We start from the raw sequence: 7033 nt of genomic DNA on the forward strand, positions 1-7033 counted from the left end.
TCCCCATGGCAACGCTTGAAATCCGCGACCTGCGCGTCTCCGTCGAGGCCGACCACGCCACCAAGGAGATCCTCAAGGGCGTCGACCTGACCGTGAAGCAGGGCGAGACCCACGCCATCATGGGCCCCAACGGCTCCGGCAAGTCGACCCTCGCCTACTCCCTCGCGGGCCACCCCAAGTACACGATCACCAGTGGCACCGTGACCCTGGACGGCGAGAACGTCCTGGAGATGTCCGTCGACGAGCGCGCCCGCGCCGGCCTCTTCCTCGCCATGCAGTACCCGGTCGAGGTCCCCGGTGTCTCGGTCTCCAACTTCCTGCGCACCTCCGCCACCGCCATCCGCGGCGAGGCCCCCAAGCTGCGCACCTGGGTGAAGGAGGTCAAGGAGACCATGGAGCGTCTGTCCATGGACCCGGCCTTCGCCGAGCGCAACGTCAACGAGGGCTTCTCCGGCGGTGAGAAGAAGCGCCACGAGATCCTCCAGCTGGAGCTGCTCAAGCCGAAGATCGCGATCCTCGACGAGACCGACTCCGGCCTCGACGTCGACGCGCTGCGCGTCGTCTCCGAGGGCGTCAACCGGGTCCGCGAGAGCGGTGAGGTCGGCACCATGCTGATCACGCACTACACGCGGATCCTCCGCTACATCAAGCCCGACTTCGTCCACGTCTTCGCGAACGGACGGATCGCCGAGTCCGGCGGCCCGGAGCTCGCCGACAAGCTCGAGGCCGAGGGCTACGAGGCATACACGAAGGGTGGCGTATCCGCGTGACACAGCTGCCGGGCCTCCTCGACACCGAGGCGATCCGCAAGGACTTCCCCATCCTGGACCGCCTGGTCCACGACGGTAAGAAGCTCGTGTACCTGGACAATGCGGCGACCTCGCAGAAACCGCGCCAGGTCCTCGATGTCCTCAACACCTACTACGAGCGGTACAACGCCAACGTCCACCGCGGCGTGCACGTCCTTGCCGAGGAGGCCACGGCGGAGTACGAAGGCGCCCGCGACAAGGTTGCCGCCTTCATCAACGCGCCGAGCCGCGACGAGGTGATCTTCACCAAGAACGCGTCGGAGTCGCTCAACCTCGTCGCCAACATGCTGGGCTGGGCCGACGAGCCCTACCGCGTGGACCGTGAGACCGAGATAGTCATCACGGAGATGGAGCACCACTCCAACATCGTTCCGTGGCAGCTGCTGGCGCAGCGCACCGGCGCGAAGCTGAAGTGGTTCGGTCTCACCGACGACGGCCGTCTCGACCTCTCCAACATCGAAGAGATCATCACGGAGAAGACGAAGATCGTCTCCTTCACGCTGGTCTCCAACATCCTGGGCACGATCAACCCGGTCGACCAGATCGTCCGCCGGGCGCAGGACGTCGGTGCGCTCGTCCTCGTCGACGCCTCGCAGGCCGCCCCGCACATGCCGCTCGACGTCCAGGCCCTGGGCGCCGACTTCGTGGCCTTCACCGGTCACAAGATGTGCGGCCCGACCGGTATCGGCGTTCTGTGGGGCCGCCAGGAGCTGCTGGAGGACCTCCCGCCGTTCCTGGGCGGCGGCGAGATGATCGAGACCGTCACGATGCACTCGTCGACGTACGCCCCGGCCCCGCACAAGTTCGAGGCGGGTACGCCCCCGATCGCCCAGGCCGTCGGCCTCGGTGCGGCCGTGGACTACCTCACCGCGATCGGCATGGACAAGATCGCGCAGCATGAGCACGCGATCACCGAGTACGCGGTCCGCCGCCTCCAGGAAGTCCCCGACCTGCGCATCATCGGCCCGGTCACGGCCGAGGACCGCGGCGCGGCGATCTCCTTCGTGCTCGGCGACATCCACCCGCACGACGTGGGCCAGGTCCTCGACGAGCAGGGCATCGCGGTCCGTGTCGGCCACCACTGCGCGCGGCCCGTGTGCCTCCGGTACGGAATTCCTGCGACCACGCGGGCGTCGTTCTATCTGTACTCCACGCCGGCCGAGGTGGACGCCCTGGTCGACGGGCTGGAGCACGTCCGCAACTTCTTCGGATGAGGGCGCCTACCGTGAGGACTGACGCGTGAAGCTGGATTCGATGTACCAGGACGTCATCCTGGACCACTACAAGCACCCCCACGGGCGGGGCTTGCGTGACGGTGACGCCGAGGTGCACCACGTCAACCCCACCTGTGGCGACGAGATCACCCTGCGCGTGAAGTACGACGGCACGCTCATCGCGGACGTCTCGTACGAGGGCCAGGGCTGCTCCATCAGCCAGGCCTCCGCCTCCGTGCTGAACGAGCTGCTCGTCGGCAAGGAGCTCGCCGAGGCGCAGAAGATCCAGGCAACGTTCCTTGAACTGATGCAGTCCAAGGGCCAGATCGAGCCGGACGACGCGATGGAGGAGGTGCTGGAGGACGCGGTCGCGTTCGCCGGTGTCTCGAAGTACCCGGCGCGCGTGAAGTGCGCCCTCCTGAGCTGGATGGCATGGAAGGACGCGACGGCCCAGGCGCTGTCCGAAGGGAAGACCGCATGAGTGAGAACGCCGAAGTCACGATGAAGCCGGCCTCCGAGGAGGAGATCCGCGAGGCGCTGTACGACGTCGTCGACCCCGAGCTGGGCATCGACGTGGTCAACCTCGGGCTGATCTACGGCATCCACATCGACGACTCCAACGTGGCCACGCTGGACATGACGCTGACGTCCGCGGCCTGCCCGCTGACCGATGTGATCGAGGACCAGGCGAAGTCGGCGACGGACGGCATCGTCAATGAGCTGAAGATCAACTGGGTCTGGATGCCGCCGTGGGGTCCGGACAAGATCACTGACGACGGGCGTGAGCAGCTGCGCGCGCTCGGCTTCAACGTCTGACTCGCGTCCGACACGCGTCGGGGAGCGTCAACGGCCATGCCCGCCAGGCACACTGGCGGGCATGGCCGTTCGCATGTACCACCTCGTCGTCGACGCCCACGATCTGCCCGCCCTGGCCCGGTTCTGGTGTCAGGTGCTGGACTGGCGGGTGCTCTTCGAGGCCGAGGACGAAGTCGTCATCGGTGCCGATGAGTTCGCGATGCCGGGCATGTGCTTCGTACCCGTGCCGGAGAAGAAGAAGGTCAAGAACCGGCTGCACATCGATCTCACGCCCGACGATCAGGCCGCCGAGGTCGAGAGGATCCTCGCGCTCGGGGCCCGGCGGGCCGATGTCGGGCAGGGGGGCGAGGTGAGCTGGGTGGCGCTCGCCGATCCCGAGGGCAACGAGTTCTGCGTGCTGCGGCCGAAGAAGTCGCTCACGGACTGACGGGCGGTGCGGGTGGGACCGGGCCACCGGGCGGTGCGGGTGGGACCGGGCCACCGGGCGGTGCGGGCGGAACCGGGCCACCGGGCGGACCCGGCGGTGCGGGCATACCGGCCGCCTCGGCCAGGACCGGGGCCAGGTTCTCCTTGCGGATGCGCTGGTCGACGTAGAGCAGGCCGGTCGCCAGGGGCGGGAAGGTGGTCTGGATGACGTACCCGATCAGCTGGGCCACGAGGGCGGCCACGATGTAGAGGGCGAAGGCCGACAGCACCTCCGACAGCCCCGGCTCGGAACCGAGGCTCGCCGCGCCCGCCATGGCGGGGATGAGCCCGATCAAGGTGATCGCCTGCTGGATGACATAGGCGATGACCGCGGCGATCACGCAGACCAGCAGGGAGATGCCGAAGACCGGCCACCAGCGGCCGCGCACCAGCTCCGAGGAGCGGCGCATCGCCCGGATGGGGCCCTGCTTCTCGAACACCACGGCCGCGGGGGCGAGGCTGAACTTCACCCAGAGCCAGACCGCCGGCACGGCGGTCACCAGGGCGCCGAGCACGCCGAACCCCACAAGGGCGCCCGCCTCCGCGTCGCCGTCCTCGCCGGAGGCGAGCAGCGACGCACCGATCATGGCGGTCGCGAAGCCGGCCATTGCCAGAGCGACCGGGACCATGGCGATCAGCCCGCTGAGCAGGCTGGCGCCGATCACGGCAGGCACTCGGGGCATGGCCTGCCGCCAGACGGAGCCGAAGCCGGCCGGGCGCCCCAGGACCGCGTCCTGGAGGACGGCGAGCATTGTCGCCTGCACGAGCGCGATGGCGAGGAGGTAGCCGATCACGGCGACGAGCCCGATGGACACGAAGGCGACGACGAGCGGCTGGATCTGGTCCCAGTCAGGGTCCTGGCCGTAGGGGAGATCGATCAGCTCGTAGAACGTGTCGCTGACGGCGGAGAAGGCGATGAGCAGGGTGCCGACCATCACCAGGGTGTAGGCCCCGAAGACGGCTGCCGGTATGCCGATGACCGCCTTCTTGTAGCCCCCGACGGTTGCGAGAGCGCCGCTCAGGATGTCGCCGACGGTGAGCGGCCGCAGCGGGATCACTCCCGGCTTCGGCGGCGGTGGCGGCGCCCAGCCGCCCCAGCCCGGTGCTGCGGGCCCTCCGGGCACGCCCCCGTACGGACTGCCGTACGGGCCCCACCCCACGTTGTCCGACATTCCCCGCTCCCCGCCTGTCCTGTTCCCGTCCCCGTCTGATCGGAACACGGTAGCGGGCAGGGGCATGCCCACGACGTGCAGGTGCTGTGTACGGCCGTACGCATCGTTGCGTACACTCGTACGCATGGGATACGGACTGCTGGCCGCGGCGATCGCGGCGGAGGTGGCCGGCACCACGGCCATGAAGTACAGCGAGGGCTTCACCAGGCTGTGGCCGTCACTGATCACGGTGGTGGGCTATGTGCTGGCCTTCAGCCTGCTCGCGCAGACGCTGAAGACACTCTCGGTGGGCACGGCCTACGCGATCTGGGCCGGCGTCGGCACCGCCGCCGTGGCCGCGATCGGCATGGTCTTCATGAACGAGTCCACGAGCCTCGTGAAGGTCGCGGGCATCGCACTCGTCGTCCTGGGAGTCGTCGTTCTCAACCTCGGCGGGGCGCACTGATGGGCCGCGCACGCAGATACGACCCCGAGCGGCGCCAGCGCATCATCGACGCCGCGATCCGCGTGGTCGGCCGCACCGGCATCGCGGGGCTCAGCCATCGGTCCGTCGCCGCGGAGGCCGATGTGCCGCTCGGCTCGACGACGTACCACTTCGCCTCCCTGGACGAGCTGCTCGTCGCCGCGCTCCGGCAGGCGAACGAGGGCCTGGGCAGGGCCCTTCGGGAGAGCGGCGCCCTCGGCGACCCGGACGCCGATCTCGCCGAGGAGCTCGCCCGGCTGATGGGGGAGTGGATCGGCGGCGAACGCACCGGTGTGGAGCTCGAGTGCGAGCTCTATCTGGCTGCCCTGCGCCGTCCCGCCCTGCGCCCGGTCGCGACGGAGTGGACCGACGGCGTCGTCGAGGCCCTCTCCCGCAGAACGGACCCCGTCACGGCACGGGCGGTGGTGGCACTGATGGACGGCATCTGCCTGCAGGTACTGCTGACGGACACGGCGTACGACGAGGAGTACGCGCGCGAGATGCTGCGGCGGATGCTGAGGTGACGGAGGCGGTCCCGGCGTGGGGCCGGCGGTCCGGCGGTCGGCGGTCCGGGGCCCGGCACATGAGACCGGTTCGCCCGTGCGCGCCCCGGCCGGTTAGGTTCTCCTCATGACCGACACCACTGCTCCTCGCACCATCGGCGCCGTCGCCGCCGGCCTTGCCACCATCGCCGGCGATGGCACCGTTCTCGACACCTGGTTCCCCGCCCCCGAGCTCTCCGCCGAGCCCGGTCCCGCCGGCACCGAGCGCCTCACCCCCGACCAGGCCGTGAACCTGCTCGGCGAGGGCGCCGCCAAGGCCGTCGGTGTGGACGCCCGGCGCAGGGTCGAGGTCGTCGCCGTCCGTACGGTCATCGCCTCGCTCGACGACAAGCCGCTGGACGCGCACGACGCCTACCTGCGCCTGCACCTGCTCTCGCACCGCCTCGTGAGGCCCCACGGCCAGAGCCTCGACGGTCTCTTCGGGCTACTCTCCAACGTCGCCTGGACCTCGCTCGGCCCGGTCGCCGTCGACGACGTCGAGACGGTGCGCCTGAACGCCCGTGCCGAGGGCCTGCACCTGCAGGTGACCTCGATCGACAAGTTCCCGCGGATGACGGACTACGTCGCCCCCAAGGGCGTCCGGATCGCCGACGCCGACCGCGTCCGGCTCGGCGCGCACCTCGCCGAGGGCACCACCGTGATGCACGAGGGCTTCGTCAACTTCAACGCCGGCACGCTGGGCACCTCCATGGTCGAGGGCCGCATCTCCGCGGGCGTCGTCGTCGGCAACGGCTCCGACATCGGCGGCGGCGCCTCCACCATGGGCACGCTCTCCGGTGGCGGCAACGTGGTCATCTCCATCGGTGAGCGCTGCCTGGTCGGCGCCGAGGCGGGCGTCGGCATCGCACTCGGCGACGAGTGCGTCGTCGAGGCCGGTCTGTACGTCACCGCAGGCACCCGCGTCACGCTGCCCGACGGCCAGATCGTCAAGGCCCGTGAGCTCTCCGGCGCGTCCAACATCCTCTTCCGCCGCAACTCGGTGACCGGCGCCGTCGAGGCCCGCCCGAACAACGCGGTGTGGGGCGGGCTCAACGAGGTTCTGCACAGCCACAACTGATCATCGGCGGCCGTGAGCTGCGGCCTCCTCATCGATCATCGCCCTGACCTGCTGCTGAGCTGTCGGCAGCTGTCGACGTCGGTCATCGTTGAGCGCCCTTCCACGGCCCCAGGACGGCCCGGAAGGGCGCTCGTGCGTTGGGGGAGACAGCCGCCTTGCAAGTTCGATCCGAGGCCGTTCCGGCGACGTCACGGCGTGGTCGGGTTGAACGTGCCGAGCCGAGCATGAGCGCCCTTGTCCGGTGCTGTTGATGTCACCTGTGGATGTCAGCCGGGAACCAATCTGCGCGCTGCTCCGCCGTGGTCTCGGCCGCGTTCGACGAGCCGAACCTGATCGCGGACGTCGGCCTGATGCCCCTGTCCGGCGGACCGAGCGGTGCAGCCGGGAACCAATCTGCGCGCTGCTCCGCCGTGGTCTCGGCCGCGTTCGACGAGCCGAACCTGATCGCGGACGTCGGCCTGATGCCCCTGTCCG

At 69.5% G+C, this 7033-nt stretch carries 9 protein-coding genes; 8 read left to right on the forward strand and 1 reads right to left on the reverse strand.

Features of this window, described 5'->3' with window-relative positions:
• Nucleotides 1-5: 5 nt before the first annotated feature.
• From sufC to ACWCP0_RS05925, 5 genes are all read left to right on the forward strand, one after another.
• Complete coding sequence (sufC, locus tag ACWCP0_RS05905; RefSeq protein ID WP_451077627.1) at nt 6-770, forward strand: Fe-S cluster assembly ATPase SufC; 765 nt, start codon at nt 6-8, stop codon at nt 768-770.
• Complete coding sequence (locus ACWCP0_RS05910) at nt 767-2023, forward strand: cysteine desulfurase (protein WP_451077628.1); 1257 nt, start codon at nt 767-769, stop codon at nt 2021-2023. Before sufC ends, ACWCP0_RS05910 begins: the two co-directional genes overlap by 4 nt.
• A gap of 25 nt (nt 2024-2048) precedes the next feature.
• A complete protein-coding gene (sufU, locus tag ACWCP0_RS05915; protein ID WP_328402033.1) occupies nt 2049-2504 on the forward strand; it encodes a Fe-S cluster assembly sulfur transfer protein SufU in 456 nt (151 codons plus the stop codon).
• A complete protein-coding gene (locus tag ACWCP0_RS05920) occupies nt 2501-2839 on the forward strand; it encodes a metal-sulfur cluster assembly factor (RefSeq protein ID WP_451077629.1) in 339 nt (112 codons plus the stop codon). Before sufU ends, ACWCP0_RS05920 begins: the two co-directional genes overlap by 4 nt.
• A 61-nt stretch (nt 2840-2900) precedes the next feature.
• Entirely contained in the window at nt 2901-3266 is a 366-nt protein-coding gene (locus ACWCP0_RS05925; protein WP_451077630.1) for a VOC family protein, read from the forward strand.
• Here the strand turns inward: ACWCP0_RS05925 and ACWCP0_RS05930 are convergent.
• Nucleotides 3256-4476: a DUF7847 domain-containing protein gene (locus ACWCP0_RS05930; RefSeq protein ID WP_451077631.1), complete on the reverse strand. Its 1221-nt coding sequence runs from the start codon at nt 4474-4476 to the stop codon at nt 3256-3258. The genes ACWCP0_RS05925 and ACWCP0_RS05930 overlap by 11 nt on opposite strands.
• 124 nt (nt 4477-4600) lie before the next feature.
• Between ACWCP0_RS05930 and ACWCP0_RS05935 the strand changes: the two genes are divergently transcribed.
• The 3 genes from ACWCP0_RS05935 to dapD all read left to right on the forward strand — a co-directional run bounded on the left by ACWCP0_RS05935 (nt 4601) and on the right by dapD (nt 6559).
• The gene (locus tag ACWCP0_RS05935) at nt 4601-4921 is read left to right on the forward strand and encodes a DMT family transporter (RefSeq protein ID WP_451077632.1); all 321 of its coding nucleotides are present in this window, start codon (nt 4601-4603) and stop codon (nt 4919-4921) included.
• Entirely contained in the window at nt 4921-5463 is a 543-nt protein-coding gene (locus tag ACWCP0_RS05940; RefSeq protein WP_451077633.1) for a TetR/AcrR family transcriptional regulator, read from the forward strand. Before ACWCP0_RS05935 ends, ACWCP0_RS05940 begins: the two co-directional genes overlap by 1 nt.
• A gap of 106 nt (nt 5464-5569) precedes the next feature.
• On the forward strand, nt 5570-6559 hold the full coding sequence (dapD, locus tag ACWCP0_RS05945) for a 2,3,4,5-tetrahydropyridine-2,6-dicarboxylate N-succinyltransferase (protein WP_451077634.1): 990 nt from the start codon (nt 5570-5572) through the stop codon (nt 6557-6559).
• The last annotated feature ends 474 nt before the right edge of the window (nt 6560-7033 follow it).

Source organism: Streptomyces sp. NPDC001970, assembly GCF_053594115.1.